The sequence below is a fragment of the Methanoregula sp. genome (genome assembly GCF_003170075.1).
Taxonomy (GTDB): Archaea; Halobacteriota; Methanomicrobia; order Methanomicrobiales; family Methanospirillaceae; genus Methanoregula.
Map to the genome: position 1 here is coordinate 1 of NZ_PMZU01000042.1, position 17,485 is coordinate 17,485.

The 17,485-nt window shown below is 54.1% G+C and carries 25 protein-coding genes; 14 read left to right on the forward strand and 11 right to left on the reverse strand.

What is annotated here, in order from left to right:
- The coding region (locus QZN75_RS04840) for a hypothetical protein (RefSeq protein WP_292425504.1) at window positions 1-237 on the reverse strand (237 nt) is incomplete at its 3' end.
- Window positions 238-338: 101 nt separating this feature from the next.
- Entirely contained in the window at window positions 339-1,478 is a 1,140-nt protein-coding gene (locus tag QZN75_RS04845) for an NUMOD3 domain-containing DNA-binding protein (RefSeq protein WP_292425506.1), read from the reverse strand.
- Window positions 1,479-2,047: 569 nt separating this feature from the next.
- Here QZN75_RS04845 and pfdA point away from each other — a divergent pair.
- From pfdA to QZN75_RS04900, 11 genes are all read left to right on the forward strand, one after another.
- On the forward strand, window positions 2,048-2,524 hold the full coding sequence (pfdA, locus tag QZN75_RS04850) for a prefoldin subunit alpha (RefSeq protein WP_292425508.1): 477 nt from the start codon (window positions 2,048-2,050) through the stop codon (window positions 2,522-2,524).
- A gap of 17 nt (window positions 2,525-2,541) precedes the next feature.
- A complete protein-coding gene (ftsY, locus tag QZN75_RS04855; protein WP_292425510.1) occupies window positions 2,542-3,588 on the forward strand; it encodes a signal recognition particle-docking protein FtsY in 1,047 nt (348 codons plus the stop codon).
- Window positions 3,588-4,916, forward strand: coding sequence for a signal recognition particle protein Srp54 (locus QZN75_RS04860; protein ID WP_292425512.1), 1,329 nt, complete (start codon window positions 3,588-3,590; stop codon window positions 4,914-4,916). The genes ftsY and QZN75_RS04860 overlap by 1 nt, the downstream gene beginning before the upstream one ends.
- A gap of 1 nt (window position 4,917) precedes the next feature.
- Window positions 4,918-5,493, forward strand: a complete 576-nt coding sequence (gene trmY / locus QZN75_RS04865) for a tRNA (pseudouridine(54)-N(1))-methyltransferase TrmY (protein ID WP_292425514.1) — start codon at window positions 4,918-4,920, stop codon at window positions 5,491-5,493.
- Window positions 5,484-6,716: a tRNA pseudouridine(54/55) synthase Pus10 gene (locus tag QZN75_RS04870; protein ID WP_292425516.1), complete on the forward strand. Its 1,233-nt coding sequence runs from the start codon at window positions 5,484-5,486 to the stop codon at window positions 6,714-6,716. Before trmY ends, QZN75_RS04870 begins: the two co-directional genes overlap by 10 nt.
- Window position 6,717: 1 nt before the next feature.
- Complete coding sequence (locus QZN75_RS04875; protein ID WP_292425518.1) at window positions 6,718-7,008, forward strand: 50S ribosomal protein L21e; 291 nt, start codon at window positions 6,718-6,720, stop codon at window positions 7,006-7,008.
- Window positions 7,009-7,030: 22 nt separating this feature from the next.
- On the forward strand, window positions 7,031-7,381 hold the full coding sequence (locus QZN75_RS04880) for an RNA polymerase Rpb4 family protein (protein ID WP_292425519.1): 351 nt from the start codon (window positions 7,031-7,033) through the stop codon (window positions 7,379-7,381).
- Window positions 7,382-7,391: 10 nt separating this feature from the next.
- Window positions 7,392-7,955 carry a DUF655 domain-containing protein gene (locus tag QZN75_RS04885; RefSeq protein WP_292425521.1) on the forward strand — a complete coding sequence of 188 codons (564 nt, stop codon included), beginning with the start codon at window positions 7,392-7,394 and terminating at the stop codon, window positions 7,953-7,955.
- The gene (rsmA, locus tag QZN75_RS04890) at window positions 7,952-8,716 is read left to right on the forward strand and encodes a 16S rRNA (adenine(1518)-N(6)/adenine(1519)-N(6))-dimethyltransferase RsmA (protein WP_292425523.1); all 765 of its coding nucleotides are present in this window, start codon (window positions 7,952-7,954) and stop codon (window positions 8,714-8,716) included. Before QZN75_RS04885 ends, rsmA begins: the two co-directional genes overlap by 4 nt.
- Before the next feature lie 458 nt (window positions 8,717-9,174).
- Window positions 9,175-9,747: a HemK2/MTQ2 family protein methyltransferase gene (locus QZN75_RS04895; protein ID WP_292425525.1), complete on the forward strand. Its 573-nt coding sequence runs from the start codon at window positions 9,175-9,177 to the stop codon at window positions 9,745-9,747.
- Window positions 9,748-10,194: 447 nt separating this feature from the next.
- Window positions 10,195-10,491 carry a hypothetical protein gene (locus tag QZN75_RS04900; protein WP_292425527.1) on the forward strand — a complete coding sequence of 99 codons (297 nt, stop codon included), beginning with the start codon at window positions 10,195-10,197 and terminating at the stop codon, window positions 10,489-10,491.
- Window positions 10,492-10,514: 23 nt separating this feature from the next.
- Here the strand turns inward: QZN75_RS04900 and QZN75_RS04905 are convergent, their stop codons facing one another.
- The 6 genes from QZN75_RS04905 to QZN75_RS04930 form a co-directional block, all read right to left on the reverse strand.
- Window positions 10,515-11,300, reverse strand: a complete 786-nt coding sequence (locus QZN75_RS04905) for an ABC transporter permease (protein WP_292425530.1) — start codon at window positions 11,298-11,300, stop codon at window positions 10,515-10,517.
- A gap of 1 nt (window position 11,301) precedes the next feature.
- Window positions 11,302-12,210 carry an ABC transporter ATP-binding protein gene (locus QZN75_RS04910; RefSeq protein ID WP_292425532.1) on the reverse strand — a complete coding sequence of 303 codons (909 nt, stop codon included), beginning with the start codon at window positions 12,208-12,210 and terminating at the stop codon, window positions 11,302-11,304.
- Window positions 12,211-12,315: 105 nt separating this feature from the next.
- Window positions 12,316-12,777 carry a phosphate-starvation-inducible PsiE family protein gene (locus QZN75_RS04915; RefSeq protein ID WP_292425535.1) on the reverse strand — a complete coding sequence of 154 codons (462 nt, stop codon included), beginning with the start codon at window positions 12,775-12,777 and terminating at the stop codon, window positions 12,316-12,318.
- Window positions 12,778-12,856: 79 nt separating this feature from the next.
- Window positions 12,857-13,330 carry a HEAT repeat domain-containing protein gene (locus QZN75_RS04920; protein ID WP_292425537.1) on the reverse strand — a complete coding sequence of 158 codons (474 nt, stop codon included), beginning with the start codon at window positions 13,328-13,330 and terminating at the stop codon, window positions 12,857-12,859.
- A gap of 25 nt (window positions 13,331-13,355) precedes the next feature.
- Window positions 13,356-13,703, reverse strand: coding sequence for a hypothetical protein (locus QZN75_RS04925; RefSeq protein WP_292425540.1), 348 nt, complete (start codon window positions 13,701-13,703; stop codon window positions 13,356-13,358).
- 208 nt (window positions 13,704-13,911) lie between these two features.
- A complete protein-coding gene (locus QZN75_RS04930; protein ID WP_292425542.1) occupies window positions 13,912-14,310 on the reverse strand; it encodes a hypothetical protein in 399 nt (132 codons plus the stop codon).
- 204 nt (window positions 14,311-14,514) lie between these two features.
- On the opposite strand from QZN75_RS04930, the gene QZN75_RS04935 reads away from it, so the two are divergent.
- Window positions 14,515-14,670, forward strand: a complete 156-nt coding sequence (locus QZN75_RS04935; RefSeq protein WP_292425544.1) for a hypothetical protein — start codon at window positions 14,515-14,517, stop codon at window positions 14,668-14,670.
- Window positions 14,671-14,801: 131 nt separating this feature from the next.
- A complete protein-coding gene (locus tag QZN75_RS04940) occupies window positions 14,802-15,176 on the forward strand; it encodes a MarR family transcriptional regulator (protein ID WP_292425547.1) in 375 nt (124 codons plus the stop codon).
- 59 nt (window positions 15,177-15,235) lie between these two features.
- On the opposite strand, the gene QZN75_RS04945 is transcribed toward QZN75_RS04940, so the two are convergent.
- Window positions 15,236-15,385: a hypothetical protein gene (locus QZN75_RS04945; RefSeq protein ID WP_292425549.1), complete on the reverse strand. Its 150-nt coding sequence runs from the start codon at window positions 15,383-15,385 to the stop codon at window positions 15,236-15,238.
- Between the two features lie 252 nt (window positions 15,386-15,637).
- On the opposite strand from QZN75_RS04945, the gene QZN75_RS04950 reads away from it, so the two are divergent.
- Window positions 15,638-16,237, forward strand: coding sequence for a DUF2179 domain-containing protein (locus QZN75_RS04950; protein WP_292425552.1), 600 nt, complete (start codon window positions 15,638-15,640; stop codon window positions 16,235-16,237).
- Window positions 16,238-16,468: 231 nt separating this feature from the next.
- Here QZN75_RS04950 and QZN75_RS04955 read toward each other — a convergent pair whose 3' ends face one another.
- Both QZN75_RS04955 and QZN75_RS04960 read right to left on the reverse strand, forming a co-directional pair.
- Window positions 16,469-17,026 (reverse strand): flavin reductase family protein, encoded by a 558-nt coding sequence (locus QZN75_RS04955; RefSeq protein ID WP_292425555.1) that lies wholly within the window; start codon window positions 17,024-17,026, stop codon window positions 16,469-16,471.
- Between the two features lie 124 nt (window positions 17,027-17,150).
- The gene (locus QZN75_RS04960) at window positions 17,151-17,426 is read right to left on the reverse strand and encodes a hypothetical protein (RefSeq protein WP_292425558.1); all 276 of its coding nucleotides are present in this window, start codon (window positions 17,424-17,426) and stop codon (window positions 17,151-17,153) included.
- Between the last annotated feature and the right edge of the window lie 59 nt (window positions 17,427-17,485).

The window sequence follows — 17,485 nt, forward strand, 5'->3', positions numbered from 1 at the left end:
ACTGGGAATGAGAATTATTCCGAATGATAAGATAAGAATCCCTATTAATAGGTCATTTGGAATTGAACTTCCATTTACGTTACGGAGTAACTCAAATGTTGCATTCACAAACATGTTCCCAAAAATTCCAAGAGTAACACCGATTGCTATTGGCATTAAAAAATGAATGTCTTCCCTTAAATTTGCATTAAGATCCGGTAAAGGTCGTTTCCCTTCTGTTTTTTGACCATTTGACATAATTTTCATGGGGTAAATGATTATTAAATAATTTCCGACAAGATTGAAAATCGTCAATATTTTTACAATAATACACAATTGGCTGTGAGTTCAACTAAAAACTATAATGTAACCTTGCCATTGAGTTTCTTTTGGCGTTTCTCCCGTTCTATTACGGTCATCTCCTCTTTTGTACAGTAACACCTTCCGCCGTAATATTTGTTGATAATCTCCGTAAAATACTGTTCCGAGTGCTCTCGATTATGAATAGTTTTTGTATGGCATGATGGACATAGGGGGACGAACAATGGAACCCTATCATTGCAGCAACTTTGCTTATCGAAGTTCACATGATGAACTCCTAATTTAGTTTCTTTTTGGGGAGTGCCACATTCTACACATTTATAGTCAAAGAATGCTCGAACTCTCTCTTTAAATTCTTTATTAAATTTTGGGCAATATGGCTCAAATGACTTCCCCCCTCTCCAGTGAACACTCTTTTCACCCTTTGGCATATTCTCTCTCATTTTCCTAACTGTTTCTTCGGAACGGGGTTTTCCAATTCGAGCTGCGCTTAGTTTCCTGCGAGTTTCTTCTGAAGGGGGCGCACGTGACTTCCACGCCTCTTTTATTTTCCTGCGAGTTTCTTCAGACGCCGGTTGACGATGCTTCTGCGCTTCGCTTAGTTTTCTGCGAGTTTCTTCAGAATGCTTTCTTCCTTTCCAAACCTCGCTTAGTTTTTTTCGAGTTTCTTCTGAGGGGGGTGCACGTAGTTTTGCAGCCTCGCTCAGTTTTCTACGAGTTTTTTCAGAATGTTTTTTCCCGAAAAACGGGTTTTTTTCACCTTTTCCCGCCACGCTTAGTTTTCTACGAGTTTCTTCGGATGGATTTTTATGGGATTCGCTCATTTTTCTACGAGTTTCTGCTCCTTTAATCGGGTCTTCAAACAGTTTCCTGATTGCCTCACTATGTTTCTTACGAGATTCTTCACCTTTGATCGGGTCTTCAAACAGTTTCTTCAATGACTCGCTCTGTTTCCTGCGAGATTCTTCTGATTTGGGAGCACGTAGTTTTGCAGCCTCGCTCTGTTTCCTGCGAAATTCTGCTCCTTTAATCGGGTCTTCATAATGTTTCTTCTGCGCCTCACTCATTCTCCTACGAGTTTCTTTCCCTCTAATCGGGTCTTCAAACCGTTTCTTTGCTGCCTCGCTTATTTTCCTGCGATATTCTTCATATTTAATCGGGTCTTTTGGTGGCGGCATTTTATCACCATACAATAGTATCTAGTATTTTTTCTCTCGTGACTCTTTCAATTTACGGGCTCAATATTCGCGTTGCATCTGTTTGGTGTATTCTTTTTGTGCTTCTTCAACATTATGATGATTTTTGATTTGCGGACTCCCCTGCAACAAAGAACCGCCTGGTTGTGGGGTAGTTCGATTTGTGGGGGTTGGGGGGCGTTCCTATCTGTTACCAGACAAGCGAGCTAAAGACGAGTTGCGCGTTTGTCCAAGTGCTGTCCCGGCAGATTGAGGCGACAGATGCGGCGAAGGATAAACTTGTACATAGTTTATACGGGCTGATGGAAGAGGAAATTAAGATCGTGGAAGGATCGGGGAAATGATAATCCTCTTCTGAACAAAACACAGTGACCCAATCCTTTACATGAACAAACGGCTGCAAACCGCACGACCGGGACGCGTTGTATGAAGAAGGCCGGGTGAGCACCCCACAATGATGTATTTATGCTCCCTGCGGACAAACATATCAGAAAGATCCAGTTACCCGCAATGGAGAAAGGGAGGCAGAAATCTTGGTAGCATCACAACCCATGGACCAACGCGAATTTGAGACACTCCAGTACTACCTCAAGGAATACGGACAGCAGGCAGAGGTTTTTGCCGGCCAGCTCGAACTCATGGAGAACGGGCGCATGGAGGCGCTCGCCGCGATCGAGGCGCTTGAAGCGCTTGTGGCTGCGGACGACGGTACCGTGCTCCTCCAGATCGGAGGCGGGGCAAGCCTCCGGGCGAAGATCCTCGAACCGGAAAAAGTGCTTCTCAATATTGGTTCCGACGTGATCGTGGAAAAGACAAACCCGGACGCAGTCGGGTACCTCAAAGACCGGATCACCGAGATGGAAGCCTCGCAGAAGAAAGTCGCCGAGGCACTGGAGAAACTACAAAGCCAGATGAACGAGATCGCAAAACGGCTCGAACAGGGCTATTCCCAGGCATCAGCGGCAGAAAGCCATGCCGGCCATGCTCACAACCACTCGCACGACCACGAAGAGAATGACGAAGAATAACCGGGGAACTTATCTACATGTTTTCGGGTCTTAAAGAACGTCTGCAGGCCGCACGGAACCGGCTGACCGGCAGCATCGGGGCAGCAGCGGAAACTGCACCACTGGCGGCTGAACAGCCTGTTCCCGAAAAAACGGGTGCCGCCCCCTCCCTCCCCATAACCCCGCAAAAGAGCCCGACCCTTGCCGACAAGGTCAAGATCCTCATCATCGACCGCGAACTGGTCGTCTCGGAAAAGGATATTGCCGCGGCTCTCGATGAACTGGAGATGACGCTCTTGGAAAGTGACGTTGCCCTGCCGGTCGCCGATGCGATTATCACAGATATTCGCACCGGCCTCGTGGGAAAACACCGGAAGATCGGCGAATCTGTCGATGCAATTGTCGTCCGGGCCCTTAAAACCGCCCTCTTGAACGTGCTTGGTAATGGTCTGGACCTTCCCGCCTATATCCGGGCCCACGAGCGGCCGGTAAAAATTCTCTTTACCGGGGTGAACGGGACCGGCAAGACCACGACCGTTGCAAAGATCGGTGCGTATCTCAAGAAGCAGGGCTTCTCGGTCGTGATCGGGGCTGGCGACACCTACCGGGCCGGGGCCATCGAACAGATCGGGGTGCACGCCGAACGGCTCGGTATCAAGATCATAGAGCACCAGACTGGCGCTGATCCCTCTGCGGTGCTCTTTGATACCGTGCAGTACGCCGTCTCCCACAAAACCGACGTGGTGCTTGCGGATACCGCAGGCCGGTTCCATACCAAGGCAAACCTCATGAGTCAGCTCGACAAGATCCGGCGCGTGATGAAACCTGACCTCATCATCTATGTCGACGAAGCGGTGGCGGGAAACGATGCGGTCGTCCGGGCGGCGGAGTTTGACAGGACGGTCGGGGCCGACGCCATCGTGCTTACTAAAGTCGATATGGACTCCCGGGGCGGGGCGGCGATCTCGATCGCCCACACCATTGGAAAACCGCTGCTCTTCCTGGGCACCGGGCAAGCCTATGAGGACATTGTGCCCTTCGAGCCCGGCGCGGTTGTCGAGGAACTTCTCGGGAGTGGTGCCTGATGATGGACACACTCTCCTCCTCGCTCAAGGACGCACTCAAGAAGCTCGCCGGCAAAGCCGTGGTCGACCGGGCAGCAGTCGATGAACTGGTCAAGAACCTCCAGCGGGCGCTTCTCTCATCGGATGTGAACGTCAAGCTCGTCATGGAACTCTCAAAAGCGATCCGCACCCGCTCGCTTGACGAGGAACTGCCGAAAAATACCAATGTCCGCGAACACGTCCTCCGCATCGTCTACCAGGAACTTGTCCGGCTTGTCTATGCCACGGCGGACCTGAAACTCGAGCCGCAGGTCATCCTGATGGCAGGCCTCCAGGGAAGCGGTAAGACCACCACGACGGCAAAGATCGCCCGCTACTTCCAGAAGAAGGGTATGAAGGTCGGCGTGATCTGCGCCGATACCTTCCGGCCCGGTGCCTACGATCAGCTTGCGACACTCTGTGCGAAGATTAACGTTCCCTGTTTTGGCGACCCGAAGGCTCCCGATGCAAGGAAACTAGTCCGGGAAGGACTGGTCGCACTAAAAGATCTCGAAGTGATCATTGTCGATACCCAGGGGCGTCACGCACTGGAGCCTGATCTCATCCAGGAGATCATCGACCTCAATGCGATCACGAAAGCAAACCACCGCTGGCTCGTGATCGACGCCGCTCTCGGCCAGCAGGCAAGTGAACAGGCACGCCGGTTCCACGAAGCGATCGGGATCGACGGCGTGATCATCACCAAGATGGACGGCACCGCAAAAGGCGGCGGCGCCCTTTCAGCCGTTGCTGAGACAAAGAGCGGGATCGTCTTTATCGGCGCCGGGGAGACCATCGAGAACCTCGACCGTTTCGATGCCAATGGCTTTATCTCCCAGCTCCTCGGGATGGGTGATATCCAGGCCCTCGCCGAGAAAGTCCAGGAAGCCCAGATGGCAAGCGAAGTTGACATGGAAGCGATGATGAAGGGCCACTTCACCCTCCGCGACATGTACAAGCAGCTCGAAGCCCTCAACAAGATGGGCCCCTTAAAGCAGATCATGAACATGCTCCCGATGGGCAACATGCAGCTCCCCGAGGGAGTCTACGATGTCACGAGCACCAAGATGGTCAGGTACCGGATCCTCATGGACTCGATGACGCCAAAGGAGCTTGACGATCCCGGTCTCATCAACAGTTCGAGAATGCAGCGGATCGCCCGGGGTGCAGGCGGCACTCCCGAGGAAGTGCGGGAACTTTTGAAATACTACAAGATGATGCACAAGACCCTCAAAGGCCTGCGGGGCGCCGGCAGCGGCGGGAAATTCAACATGCAGCGCCTGATGAAACGCTTCTCCGGAATGCAGTAACATGTCCTCGTTTGCCATTGTCGGGCATCTTGCCCGCACGGACGGGGACTTTTCCTTAAACGATCTCCCCGGGGCAGGGCGCATGGACGTGCTCTGCCGGTGCGCGAATGCGTCGCTCTTCCTCTCGCACGACCTGCGCAGGGATGTGGACTGCTACCTTGTCCTCCTCGGCGGGCCAAAAGTGCCAAAGACCGTGCTGTTTAAGGGGAGCGAGATCCGCTCGCTCTCGCCCGATGAACGGAGTGCCGGGGCGCTTGTTAAAAAGGCGCTTTCCATTCCCTGCGGGAGCGAGTTCCGCGAAGCATCGCCCGGGGTGTATGTGAGAAATGGCGGCCTTGAACGCCTGTTTACGGAGCACGCGTTTGTCGTGCTGGACGAGAAGGGCACCGATATCCGCACGGTTCCGGTTGTCCCGGAAGGATTCCTGCTCTCGGATCATCAGAACTTTTCAGACTCCGAGGAGGCGCTCATGAAGGACGCTCCCCGGTATTCGGTGGGGCCGGTCTGCCTGCATGCCGATGATACGATTACGGTCATCTCAAACGAGATTGACCGGAGGAAGAACGGATGGAAATAAACGAACAGGTCGAAAAGATCCTCGCATACGGGGACTGCTGTGACCACTGCCTCGGGCGGTTCTTTGGCAAGCGCTCGCATGGTCTCACGGACGATGAACGGGGTCGTGGGCTCAGGATTGCACGGGCGCTGACCCTAAACCAGCCGTACGAGCGGTTCTCCGGCACCTGCTGGATCTGTGGCAACTTCTTTGACGCGGTGCCCGAATGGGCAAAAAAAGTGGTTGCCGCGATGGAGGGATACGAGTACTCGACCTTCCTTGTCGGCTGCCGGGTCCCGCCGCTGGTCGCGGAAAACGAGGAGATGGTCTGGAGCGACCTGTCCCTCGGTGAACCCGAACCGTTCAAGTCTGAGGTGAACCGTGAGGTGGGAAAGGCGGTATCGGCGCTCACGGGAAAGACCGTGGACTTCAAAAAACCCGATATCGTCGCGCTGCTTGACCCGGCATCCGGCATGGTTGACATCCAGGTTAACTCGATCCTGTTCTACGGCAGGTATCAGAAATTCGAGCGTGGCATACCGCAGACACACTGGAATTGCCGGGCCTGCAAGGGAGCCGGCTGCGAGAAATGCAACTATACCGGCAAGCAGTACATGGACTCGGTGGAAGAACTGATCGGCCGGCCGGTGATCGAAGCATTCGACGCGGAAAATGCGGTACTGCACGGGGCTGGCAGGGAAGATATCGACGCCCGGATGATCGGGACCGGCAGGCCGTTTATCCTTGAAGTCATCGCCCCCAGAAAGCGTACGATGGACCTTGCCGCCCTTGAAGCGGAGATCAACCGGACCGCAGAAGGACGGGTTTCGGTCGCCATTTCGCGCTGGAGCGACCGGGCGGAGGTGGAAACCCTTAAATCAAGTAAAGCGCATAAAAAATACAGGATCCTGGTCGAGGTCGAAGGGCAATTATCTGCGGGAGAACTCGCAAATGCCCTGAAAACCTTAAAGGGCGTCATAATACAGCAGCGCACGCCCATACGGGTCGCTCACCGGAGAGCTGATAAGATCCGGGAGCGTAAAGTCCTCGATATTGAGTGTGTAGGGGAGCAGGACGGAAAGTTCGTCCTTGAAGTCCTTGGCGAAGCCGGCCTCTACATCAAGGAACTCATATCCGGCGATCAGGGTAGGACCATCCCGAGTCTTGCCGAGATCCTGCAACGATCTGCGCACGTCACCAGTCTCGATGTCGTGCTAGTAGAAGGACCAAAGGAGGGAGATTAATATGGCACACCACAACGGACCCAGAAAGAAGACTCGGTATAAATTCAAGAAAGAATTGAGACAGCGCGGGCTGCCGCCAGTCACCTCCGTTATCCAGAAGTTTGAGGTCGGCGACAAGGTTCATATTGTTGTGAACTCAAGCATCCAGAAAGGGATGCCGCACCGCCGCTTCCACGGATTAACCGGCACGGTCATTGGCAAACGCGGCCGTGCATGGATGCTCTCCATTCATGACGGCAATGCGGAAAAGACGGTCATTGCACGACCGCAACATCTAAAAGCACAAAAGTAAACTCATTTGTCAGGTGATTGGCATGAAAGTTAAGGGTATACTTAGCGAAGAGAAGGTTACGCTTCCCGAGCTCCGCGCAACTCTTTTAGGCGTGGAGGCAGAACGGATAGCTGCGGAAAAGGAGATGTCATATGAATTCCGGCGCAGCATGGATCATGCCAATCAGCTTGCGAAGACTACTCCTGAGAAATCCAAGGATCTCGTGGATAAACTCCTCAAGCTTGAGAAGATGAAGCCGGAGATCGCCTACCGGATCGCAAATATCATGCCCAAAAGCCGGGATGAAGTGCGGGCGATCTTCGCAAAGGAGCGATACACGCTCGCTCCCGAAGAGATTGATTCTATTATCGACTTAGTCATGGCACACTTCTGAGGTGTTCATTATGAAAGTCGAGAAAAAAGAGGTCAATGCGATCGTACTGGATGTGCTCATGAAAGGGCATGCCGACGACCCACGACCCCAGTTTAAGCGTGAACCTGTTGTGCAGGCGATGGGGCTTGAGCAGTTCAAGTTACTCGAGCTGATTCCCAAACCCGGCGTGGTCATCAACCTCCATGACAAGGTCTATATCGGCGACTCCGAGCGGGAAAAGATCGAGCGCGTGAAGCGCCGGATCAGTTACGACGAACTGACCCCGACGGCAAAAGGCGAACTGCCGTTCATGATCGAGCAGGTGGTGACTGAACGGGAACCTGATTTTGTCACGTTCTTTAACAAGGCGATATCGATCACGCCCAAGCTCCACATGCTGCACCTGCTGCCCGGTATCGGGAAGAAACTGATGTGGGAGGTGCTTGAAGCCCGGAACAAAAAGCCGTTTCTGAGTTTCACGGATATCTCCACACGGATCAAGTCAATCCCCCATCCGGAGAAGATGATCCAGGCACGGATCCTCGAAGAACTGCAGGACAAGGACGTCAAGTACCACCTATTCACGACGAAATGAAAGCGTATCACGACCAGCACTTCCTCATCGATAAAAACGCGATAAAACGGATCGCGGATCTTGTGGACGTGAAGGGGAAGATTGTTCTTGAGGTCGGGCCGGGGAACGGTGCGCTGACCCGGGCCCTGCTTGACCGGGGCGCCACTGTGCATGCGGTGGAACTTGACGGGCAGCTCTGCGAAGAACTGGCTGAACGTTTTTCCGAAGAGATTCATACGGGGACGCTCACCGTGACGCATGGGGATGCAACCCGGTGCGATCTCCCGCCATTTGAGATGGTCGTTTCCAACCTCCCCTACTCGGTCTCATCGAAGATCACCTTCCGGCTCCTCGATATCGGGTTTGAGGTGGCGGTTCTGATGTACCAGGAGGAGTTTGCCCGGCGTATGGTCGCCCCGGCAGGCACAAAGGAATGCGGCAGGCTCTCGATCATGGTGCAGACCTATGCGGCCGTGCAGCAGTGCTTTACGCTCCCGCCCACTTGTTTCTCGCCAAAACCGCAGGTGCACTCTATGGTTGTGAAGATCTTCCCCCGCCCGCCGATCTTTGGGTTCAACAACAAAAAACGGTATGCTGATGTCGTACGGGCATTGTTTACTCACCGGAGAAAGACGGTGCGAAATGGCCTCCGGGGATCTTCGGGGATGCTCGACCACGAATGGGCAACCCGGGTGATCGACGCACTGCCGGGTGAGATCCTCCAGAGCCGGCCGGAAGAACTGTACCTGGAAGATTTTGCGACTATTGCAAATTTTGAGTAAGGTACTTCTTACCGGTTTTTTCCCGGCGGGAATCTTTGCAAACAAGCTCATTTTTGAGACGCATTTTCCGGGGAATTGGATCCCCCACAATCCACAGGTCATCCCACGATCTCAAGGAGATGCGTGGGAAAACCACACTATCTGGTGTTTGCACCCGCTTGTATGATGAGAACGACATTTTTCAGAATATCCTCATTTTGTGTTAAAACGGGGTCATTGGCCCGCCGCGGGGGCCGCCCCGTCGGGGGCAGCGGAACCCCTCACAACCGGGGGTATGGGGGCATCAGCCCCTATCCATATTGCATAGAGAAAAGGAATCCAATTGAAAAGTACGAATTTTTCCCGTATAAATTGCCGGTGGGTTTATGATAATCCGGAGTTTGTGAAAGTTTGTCACGACGTTTGGCACCCCCTACTGGCGATCCCTTTTCAACCTCCCCGCCCCACTCTTTTCAGTTATGCCTTACGATCCTGCACAGGTATACCAGCCCGAGGCCGATACGTTCCTGCTTCTCGCGGCAGCCCAAGCCGAGGTGAGGCCCGGGGACCGGGTGCTGGAGATCGGCACCGGTTCCGGTCGTATCGCTGCGGCGCTGGTGCAGGACTGCGATGTCGTGGCAACCGACATCAACCCCCATGCGGTCTTCTGTGCACGGGAAAAAGGTCTTGATGTGGTGCGAAACGATCTCTGCTCCGGCCTCCGGGGTACCTTCGACCTGATCATCTTCAATCCTCCTTACCTTCCGACACAACCGGAGGAGCGGATCGATGACTGGCTGGAGTATGCGCTGGATGGCGGTGCCACCGGGCGGGCGGTAATCGGGCGGTTTGCCGATGCAGTCCGCGGGGTGCTTGCCCCCAAGGGAAGGATTCTGCTCCTTGTCTCATCGCTGACCGGGCTGTATGAAGTCAGGGAGTTGTTTGCCGATCGCGGTTTTATTGCAGAAGTGGCGCGGCAGCAGACCCTGGAAGGTGAGGAACTCTACGTCCTCCGGATTGTCAGAAAACAAGACGGATCCGTTCCAGTTTAACCGCAGTGCCGGTTTTTGTGCAATGGAGTGTCCGGTCCCTGCGTCGTTAAAATTATTTAAGGAAAAACCGGCAATGGTTAAAGCAGTTTTTCAATCCATTTCCCGTTTTACCCCGACACATCAGCGAAGGTAATCTCATGGATACAACCACCATCGATGATATCGGGCACCGAATGCAATGGTACGGCACTGCCGTGCAGGAGATCCGTGATCACGCATCTGAACGCAGCAGTTTCGGCAGGTACCGGGCCGGTGCGCCTTATTTTGAACAATATCCACTGCGTTCGGTTCTGGCCTCTTTTAAGGGTGACGCCGCGCTCACGGGGGCACCGGCAGAATACGAACGCATTACCCGTGAACTAAAAATCGTGGAACGTATGGGCGGCCGGGCCTGCCGCGAAGAACTCTTCCGTGATCTCTTTTGCGTATACGGAAGCGTACCGTACGATGCTATGCTATCACGAACTGGGTATGTACGGTACCGGGGGGATCACCGGTTTTCAGATCAGGGAGGAGATCGGCATCCTTCTTCTGGAGCTGCAGAGGGATTTTTCCCTGACCGATATAGAACGGGAGGTTGCCTTTCTTGACGAAGCGCTCCGGAACATACGTAAATCTGAACGTGCTGAACGTACGGTAACACCGGAGCAGGACACCTCCGGCAAAGCAACCGGCCCGTCCGGTATCCTCTGGCAGCAGTATCCCTCTTCCCGCCAGCAGAAGGAACGGGCCGGGCTCCGGTAATATTCTTTTGGACTCCCCAAACGTTACACGATCAGCCGGCGCCGCATAAGGTTGATCGAGATCACGCAGAAGATCACGGTAGCGACGAGTATCCACGCGAGGTGCAGGGGGAGCAGTGCACCTGCCGAGGGAAGCGTCGCCATCCGCATCAGCGCCACCAGATGGGCAAGCGGGAAGATTGCAAGGGCGATGTACTGGAAGATCGCGGGGAGGACTGAAAGGGGAAAGAAGGTACCCGAGAAGAGCATCATGGGCGTAATGAACAGGAATGAGGGGTAGTTGAGCGTATCGATACTTGGCGTGATCGCGGTAAAGCACATCGCGAGGCTGGCAAACGTGAGCCCGGCGAGGAATGCGAGCGGGATGGCAAGAAGTGAGAACGGAAGCGAGATGACCCCGAACACCACGAGCACCGGCAGCATGATCGCGACCGAGATCACACTCCGGGTCGCGCCCCAGAGGAGTTCTCCTGCGATCACGTCCTCGATAGAGAGCGGCGTCGCGATGATCGCGTCAAAACTTTTCTGGTAATACATCCTCACGTACGAGCCGTACGTGCACTCGAAGAACGCAGAGTTCATGACCGAGATCGCGAGGATGGCCGGCGCGATGTAGGTGATATACGGCACGCCATCTATCGCGCCAACGTACATCCCGATCCCCAGGCCAAAGGCAGCGAGGTAGAGAAGTGCCTCGATAAGCGGTGGGAAGAAATTCACCTTCCATGTCTTCCAGAAGACATTGAGGTTGCGCTGCCAGACCTTTATCGCACGCCTGCTGACCCGTGGAAGTGAAAAGACGGATGCCATGTTATTCCCTCAGATTCCTCCCGGTCAGTTTCAGGAAAACGTCTTCGAGTGTCGCGGGCCGGGTGCTCACCCGGCTTGTTTTGCACCGGTCGAGCAGGGTCTTTGCAAGCTCCCGGGACGCACCCGTTGCCACCTGCACCTGATCGCCAATGGTTTCATATGGTATGCCCATCTCAGTAAGGCAGGCGATCACGTCCGGGGTGTTATCCATCTCCACGATCTCGCTTCCTATCTGGTCCCGGACGAGATCGGCGGGTTTTCCCTCGACAAGGAACGTACCGTTGTCCATGATCGCGAGCCGGTCGCAGAGCCGGGCCGCCTCGTCGAGATAATGGGTGGTGAGCACGATGGTGTGTCCCTGCACCTGGAGGAGCCGGAGGCGTTCCCATATCAGGTGGCGTGCCTGCGGGTCGAGGCCGATGGTCGGTTCGTCCAGGATAAGCAGATCCGGGTTGTTGATGAGCGCCCGGGCAAGGATGAGCCGGCGCTTCATGCCCCCCGAGAGCTTGTCGATGGACACATCACGTTTCTCGGTAAGCGCCACGAACGCGAGCAGGTTATCAGTCCGTTTTTTTGCCTCGGCTGCGGGGAGATCGAAGTACCGGGCATAGGTGAGCAGGTTTCCCGCGCATGTGAAGTCCGGGTCGAGGTTACTCTCCTGAGGGACGACGCCGATCCGTTGTTTGATTTCGGCCGGATTGTCATCGGGATCCATGCCGAACACCCGCAGCGTTCCGGATGTGCGGGGCGAGACGCACGCGATCATCCGCATGGTTGTGGTCTTCCCGGCGCCGTTCGGCCCAAGGAATCCGAAGATCTCACCTTTTTTCACGCAGAACCGGATGTGGCTGACGGCAGCCGCACCGCTGTAGGTCTTGGTCAGATTGTCCGCTTCGATGATACCGGGCACCGGCACTCCTCCTCCGTATCCCTCAGTAGAGCATGCATCTATAAAATTCCCGTGATGGGACAAACAGTTGGTCGGTTCTGTGCATGTCGGGTGCACGAAAAAAGATCAGACCGGGGGTGATGTCACTTCGCTTTTTACAAGGACGATGCCGGCGATGAGAACCGCGAGCAGGGCTACGGCGGCAAACATCTGGAGTGCATCGGTTGTGCTCGATATGTTGAAGATCAGGATATGCCTGACCATACCCGTGAGGCCGGCGATGAGAAGCGCCCGCACCTCGACGTGCTTCGTCCGGAAATAGACGGTAACGGTCTCAAAGAGGACTATGATGGTGATCGTGAGGAGCAGGGCGTTGATCACCGCAACGATACCGTCTGCAAGGTCGTGGGTGACGATCATGGTAACGATCAGGTGCGCCGCATCGTAGACCGAGAAAACCGCGATGATTGTGAGCAGTGCAGCGACGATCATGTAGAGCGCCATCGGAACAAGCGCGAAGAACCTGATGACATACTCGACACCGGGCGGGTTTACCGGCGTCATTGAAGAGGGAGGATTTTCTGACATGACAAACACTCCATGGACAGGTACCAGTAGGTAGTCAACAGGGGGTTAAAAATTGTGTGCTGGTGCTGGTGTCCGGGCCTTATGCCTTTTTTTTGATGCGGGCAAGGGCGCGGCAGGCTGCCTCCCGGACAGCGTCAAAGGGATCGTTGCTCGCGTTCAGGAGCGGTCCTGCCGCCCTCTGGTCGCCAAGACTGCCCAGCACCTCCGCCGCCCCGGCCCGGATCCGGTCATCGCGGTCGTCCAGGCAGACGGTGAGCGGGATGACTGCCCGCCGGTCCTTCAGCCTGCCGAGCGCGGCGATCGACCCGGCTCTGACTTCCGGGTCTGGATCGGCCAGTAGGGTGATGAGGCCCGGCACCGCCCGTTCATCGTCCAGCCTGCCGAGCGCTTGTGCCACTTCCCGGCGGACGGCCGGGTGCGCATCGGAAAGCGCCTGAACGAGCGGCGCCACTGCCGAAGGGTCACCGGATCTGCCGAGCCGGGCGGCCGCATCGCGTCGTGTCTTTACCGTGGGTGAGCCAAGGGCCGCAAGCAGGGGGGCGATATCGGTCATGACAGGGATCGTTCCGGTAGAATGATCAGCGATCGCATTCGGCGCCGGACTCGTATGCCACGATCACTTTTTGGGCAATCTCCGGGGAGATCCGGTCGTGGATGAGTTTAACAAGCGCTTCTGCATCCTCGACCTCAACGCACCCAAGCCCCTCTTCCCCGGTCAGGATCTTTTCAGTGATGTAGGCCAGTTCCTCGTCGGAAAGTTTGCTGATCCGCCCGGTAAAATCCTCGGCACTCTCTGCAAAATGGTTGGAGACCGGGGGCAGGATCGCGTGGAACTGGTGTCCCGATCCGCCGCAGGTGAGATCTCCGCATTCGGGTGCGAGTTTTTTTAAGATTTCAATATCCTTTTCGCTGAGTTCGCGTGCCATAAAAGATCGTGCTTCCCGGGAAAGTATTTCCCGGTATCTCCAGATTAGTCTTTTTACACGTTTGCGGGTATACCCCTGCCCGGCGCCCCCCCATTCTTCCTTTTGGACCGTAAGTACCGGACCGCGCCGATTACACTGCGATATTAAAAAGAAACACGCCGTAAAATCTGCCGGTTTACCGGCTCTCTCTAAAAAGGAAGGATGAAGATCAGAAATATTTGTTGATCCAGTTTTTGATCCCTGCAATAATACCGTTCCCGCTGCCGGATGAAGATTTTTTCTGGGGGGACCGGGTTGGTTGGGGCTGCGGCCGGCTGGCCTGGATAGGCGGTGGATGGGACACCGTCCGCCTCTGGACCGGGTCTGCCCGTTCGGGAACATCTTGGATCATGCTGTGCTGTGCCTCTGCCTCGGGTTCAAAGCCCCATGAGAAACCGACCTTGTACGCATTTTCGTTCTGCCGTATCCAGTTTGCTGCCGCCATGTATCCCCGGTCTTCTGCCCGCCGTACTGTGTCCTGGGTGTCCAGCGTGAAATGGATCTCACGCTCAAGGGCGACCAGCTCTTCATACACATTACCTGGAACCTTGATCTTCTCCCTGCTCATAGTTCTTCGTATAGGGATATGCAGGGATACGATATTTAATGCTTCCTCAAAAAAAGTCGCAGATATGCGTTAAATCCACAAACCGGGTTGAAAAATGACTGTTAAAGACCCCAAAAACGATCCCCCGCAGATAATTGATACGTGCACCTGCGAAACAGTAGATATCCCGTGTGCATCTCTGATACAGGGAATGCCTGATGGGGAGTGTTCAAGGCAACAGTCGTTTTTGTGGATGATGATCTCCGGCGGATGTTCTGTACGGATATGGCAAAACTCGAGAGAATTATAGCATCTGGCAAATATGGCGTGCACAAGGTTTCGATTAAGGACAAGCACATCAGTGTGGAGATAAAAAAATAGGGCGATAAGATCCAGGTAAAAATCTCAAGGGTGACGTAAACCCCTTGAAAAATTATGCGCTGCACCATCACAATGCTTATAGCACTCTCAATATAACATCTGAATTATATACCGGCCGGAGGATGGGCTGGATGAAAGGCAGAAAGGTGCAGTATTTTACCGAGAATGAAACGGAGTTTGTCAATCTCCTGATCGGGATCGGTGTTCCTCGGACCGTTGCAAAAGTGCTGGTATTTCTGGCAAACACTCCCGAAACCACCTCCCGCGATATCGAACGGGGTGCCGACCTCCGCCAGCCGGAAGTCAGCATTGCGATGCAGTATCTCAAAGAGCAGGGCTGGATCACGAGCAGGCTGGTCAGGACAGAATCGATTGGCCGACCGCAGAACGTTGTCAGCCTTTCCCGGCCCATCGCTGAGATCATTGACCGCATCCAGACCGAGAAGGAAGGCGAGATTCAGAAGGAACTGGCCCTCGTGCAGAAAATCCGGGATTACATCGCTTAATGTCGGTGTGCCGGAGCGTACGGTGGGTTTTTTTCTATTCCCGTGGAGCCAGGTACGGCTTACAGGTCGGATTCGTGCTCCGCAGAATACAGCAGGGCTTTTACCAGAAAATAGGAGAGTACGGCAGCAATGCAGAGAAGGGCGATCGCAAGCAGGATCCGGTCCTGCGGAGGGATCACAAGGGAGAGGTATGCATGGTTGGACAGCATCAGATATTCATCTGCCGTAACGTTCTCTGAATGGTTTTCTCACTGTCTCTATCCTAAAAAAAGTGTTGATTGCACCAGCCGTACTCCCTCCCCGCTTACGTATCTCCCCTCGTCGCGCCACAATCTGGAACCCTGATTGGAACTGACGCGAAAACACGTCACTTCAGGGAAACCATACATACCGTTTAAGGAGTATAATACCCAAAATCCAGTACACGAACGGGAAATCCGTAAAACGGGAGCGTGGCAGCCATGAGTGCATTCATTATTTCCGCCGGTGTTTTTACCTTTGTTATCGTACCTCTCCTGATCTTTTGTGCGCGTATCTGCGATATGAGCCTGGATACGATCCGGGTCATCTTCATGTCGAAAGGGATCAAGTACCTCCCGTCGTTTATCGGCTTTTTCGAAGTGATCATCTGGCTGGTGGCCATCGGCCAGGTCATGAACAACCTGACCAACGCCGTCTGTTACATCGCGTACGGCGCAGGGTTTGCCACCGGGACGTTTGTCGGCATGGCTATCGAGGAGAAACTGTCGCTTGGCCTTACGAGTGTACGGATCATCACCAAGGAAGATCCCTCGGTCCTGATACAGTATCTCCGGGCCCAGAATTACGGTGTCACGAGCATTGATGGGGAAGGTGGAAAGGGCCCGGTGAAGATGGTCTTTACGATCATCAAGAGGAAGGATCTCGCCCACGTAGTCAGTATCATCAAGGAATATCACCCGAAAGCGTTCTATTCGGTCGAGGAAGTAAAATCGGTTGCCGAAGGGGTGTTCCCCGAGCGGAGGGCGTCGGGGATCTTCGGGTGGATCAGTTCGCTGCGGCTCCGCCGGGTAGGGAAGTAAGCCGGTGAAACGGTGGCCTGAACCCGGCTATTACGTTCTGACCTGCGGATATCTCATCCCCATTTTTCTGTAGGATAATCTTCCCTGCCCGCCCGTTGAGCCAGGATAAGGTGGGGTGGATGGAACCGCTTTTTTCAGGCATTCTGACGGAGATAAAAACAGCCGGCAGCGGTGCGTAAAAACGTGCCGATACGATAATAAAAAAGCATTGGCCCGGGAAAACTCCCTACCTTACTTTGGGTAGTTCTTCCCGACCGAGAACGCTTTCTCAACCTGCTTGCCCACACCAAAATAGGTGGCCTGGGCATAGACGATCGGATTGATCTTTGCGATATCCGGTTTCCCTTCTGTGAGGCAGGACTTGTCAGCATGAATCTCCACGACCTCGCCGATGTATAGCAGGTGGCTCCCGCAGTCAACGGATTTGAACAGCCTGCACTCGATATTGACCGGGCACTCTTCCGCGAGGGGAGCGGTCTTGAGTTTGCCATAGGTCGACCGGAAGACTGCTGACTTGTCCACCTGCGTACCGGAAACAAGACCGCAGTGGTCGGTCTCGACGACCTGCTTGAGGGACGGCACGTTCAGGCTGAAGGTCTTGTTCTCTTCGATGCCCTTTACGGTGTACCGCGTCTTGTTAAGCGCAACGCAGACCATCGGCGGCGCCATACAGGCGACCGTGGCCCATGCGGCGGTCATGTAGTTCGGTTTACCTTTCACGTTTGCGCCCACGAGCACGGTGGGCATGACACTCATGTACGGCATCGGGCCGACTGTTACCTTGGCCATGTGGATTCACCGGATTCAGGTTCGCGAGGGAGGGTTTTAAGGGTATCTCTGCGGTAACTTTCTGCTTTCGATAACAATCCAGAAAAGAGGATTTGACCATCAGGGTAAAAGTGAGATGGTAAAATTATTTGTCATTATCAGAATCCGTGGTGGGGTCATTCCGTATCACTTGCCGCAACAGCGTACGAAATTCATCATCATGACGTGCGAGATTAAAGAATACATTGCGCATCGTTTTAGGAAATCGCTCACTGTTCATATCACAGAACTGGCAATAATAGGCACACGCATCAATAATAATATCATCACGATTCAGGAACTTCTGTTTTGCAATAGTATCCAGTTTTTCAACCAACTCGGTTGGTATTTTCAACGAAACAGCAGTATCCTTATGAGTCATGTATTGTGTTATTTTTCAAGGGATTATTAAAACTGTTGCTTAAAAGTTCATGTATTTTT

Bases quoted from the DNA above. Each gene is read 5' to 3' on its own strand.
- QZN75_RS04845 (WP_292425506.1), bottom strand. From the start codon at position 1,478: ATGCCGCCACCAAAAGACCCGATTAAATATGAAGAATATCGCAGGAAA.
- pfdA (WP_292425508.1), top strand. From the start codon at position 2,048: ATGGACCAACGCGAATTTGAGACACTCCAGTACTACCTCAAGGAATAC.
- ftsY (WP_292425510.1), top strand. From the start codon at position 2,542: ATGTTTTCGGGTCTTAAAGAACGTCTGCAGGCCGCACGGAACCGGCTG.
- QZN75_RS04860 (WP_292425512.1), top strand. From the start codon at position 3,588: ATGATGGACACACTCTCCTCCTCGCTCAAGGACGCACTCAAGAAGCTC.
- trmY (WP_292425514.1), top strand. From the start codon at position 4,918: ATGTCCTCGTTTGCCATTGTCGGGCATCTTGCCCGCACGGACGGGGAC.
- QZN75_RS04870 (WP_292425516.1), top strand. From the start codon at position 5,484: ATGGAAATAAACGAACAGGTCGAAAAGATCCTCGCATACGGGGACTGC.
- QZN75_RS04875 (WP_292425518.1), top strand. From the start codon at position 6,718: ATGGCACACCACAACGGACCCAGAAAGAAGACTCGGTATAAATTCAAG.
- QZN75_RS04880 (WP_292425519.1), top strand. From the start codon at position 7,031: ATGAAAGTTAAGGGTATACTTAGCGAAGAGAAGGTTACGCTTCCCGAG.
- QZN75_RS04885 (WP_292425521.1), top strand. From the start codon at position 7,392: ATGAAAGTCGAGAAAAAAGAGGTCAATGCGATCGTACTGGATGTGCTC.
- rsmA (WP_292425523.1), top strand. From the start codon at position 7,952: ATGAAAGCGTATCACGACCAGCACTTCCTCATCGATAAAAACGCGATA.
- QZN75_RS04895 (WP_292425525.1), top strand. From the start codon at position 9,175: ATGCCTTACGATCCTGCACAGGTATACCAGCCCGAGGCCGATACGTTC.
- QZN75_RS04900 (WP_292425527.1), top strand. From the start codon at position 10,195: ATGCTATGCTATCACGAACTGGGTATGTACGGTACCGGGGGGATCACC.
- QZN75_RS04905 (WP_292425530.1), bottom strand. From the start codon at position 11,300: ATGGCATCCGTCTTTTCACTTCCACGGGTCAGCAGGCGTGCGATAAAG.
- QZN75_RS04915 (WP_292425535.1), bottom strand. From the start codon at position 12,777: ATGTCAGAAAATCCTCCCTCTTCAATGACGCCGGTAAACCCGCCCGGT.
- QZN75_RS04920 (WP_292425537.1), bottom strand. From the start codon at position 13,330: ATGACCGATATCGCCCCCCTGCTTGCGGCCCTTGGCTCACCCACGGTA.
- QZN75_RS04925 (WP_292425540.1), bottom strand. From the start codon at position 13,703: ATGGCACGCGAACTCAGCGAAAAGGATATTGAAATCTTAAAAAAACTC.
- QZN75_RS04930 (WP_292425542.1), bottom strand. From the start codon at position 14,310: ATGAGCAGGGAGAAGATCAAGGTTCCAGGTAATGTGTATGAAGAGCTG.
- QZN75_RS04940 (WP_292425547.1), top strand. From the start codon at position 14,802: ATGAAAGGCAGAAAGGTGCAGTATTTTACCGAGAATGAAACGGAGTTT.
- QZN75_RS04945 (WP_292425549.1), bottom strand. From the start codon at position 15,385: ATGCTGTCCAACCATGCATACCTCTCCCTTGTGATCCCTCCGCAGGAC.
- QZN75_RS04950 (WP_292425552.1), top strand. From the start codon at position 15,638: ATGAGTGCATTCATTATTTCCGCCGGTGTTTTTACCTTTGTTATCGTA.
- QZN75_RS04955 (WP_292425555.1), bottom strand. From the start codon at position 17,026: ATGGCCAAGGTAACAGTCGGCCCGATGCCGTACATGAGTGTCATGCCC.
- QZN75_RS04960 (WP_292425558.1), bottom strand. From the start codon at position 17,426: ATGACTCATAAGGATACTGCTGTTTCGTTGAAAATACCAACCGAGTTG.